The sequence below is a fragment of the Neisseria sp. P0021.S007 genome, from assembly GCF_051956855.1.
Window position 1 is genome coordinate 1 of sequence record NZ_JBQCXA010000474.1, and the last position, 710, is coordinate 710.

The 710-nt window shown below is 48.7% G+C and carries 1 protein-coding gene and 1 pseudogene; both read left to right on the forward strand.

Annotated elements, in window-relative coordinates:
- Nucleotides 1–120: pseudogene (locus ACTHUR_RS14075) on the forward strand (3-deoxy-manno-octulosonate cytidylyltransferase); the annotation flags it as partial.
- A 21-nt stretch (nucleotides 121–141) separates the two neighbouring features.
- Nucleotides 142–660, forward strand: coding sequence for a 3-deoxy-manno-octulosonate cytidylyltransferase (locus ACTHUR_RS14080; protein ID WP_440399170.1), 519 nt, complete (start codon nucleotides 142–144; stop codon nucleotides 658–660).
- Nucleotides 661–710 lie beyond the last annotated feature (50 nt).

The following is a 710-nucleotide window of genomic DNA, read 5'->3' on the forward strand; positions in this document are numbered from 1 at the left end:
CAGTTGCGCGTCCTGTGGCACGGTTATCCGATTGCTGTTGAAATCACCCAAGAAGCGCCTGCTACCGGTGTGGATACGCAGGAAGATTTGGACAGAGTACGTGTTGCGTTTAAAGCTTAAGGCCGTCTGAAAGGAAAAGACATGAATGATTTCCGCCATTTGAGCCGTGAAGAACAAAAATTGCTTGCCGACGTGGCGAAGCTGGTAAGAGAAGATGAGCAAGAATTCAACTATGACATGCTGAAAATAGAAGCGCCGGAGCAGGCCAGTGGCGAGTTTTGGTTCCGCATGGCAGAAATGCTCAGCACTTTGCCGCCCAACCAGTCGTTGGACTTGCGTATGAACGGTGGACGCTTGACCGTTGCCGTATCGATTTTGTCGGTATTGCTGCAAGACAATCCGGATGTTCCTCAGCTTTGGGCACAAAAAATCATTGCGCTCAACTATTTGGCTCATGGCCATCAAACCCGTGCAATCGGTCTGGCGCAGCAACCTGACAAAGCGGCCGAAGCCAATGAGGAAGAATATTTGGCAAAAGCCTTATCGCAAAACTTGCTTTCCACTTTGAAAGACGCGATAGAGCGATTCCCTGAAGACGCAGGGTTTATCGGAATGCGCGACGATGCATGGAAGCATTTCGGCCCGAAAGAAGCCGTCTGAAGTTTTGAACGATAAACATAAGCCGTGTAAAATTATCTGAACATTAAATC

Excerpts from the sequence above, each read along its gene's own strand:
- ACTHUR_RS14080 (WP_440399170.1), top strand. The coding sequence starts at position 142 with ATGAATGATTTCCGCCATTTGAGCCGTGAAGAACAAAAATTGCTTGCC.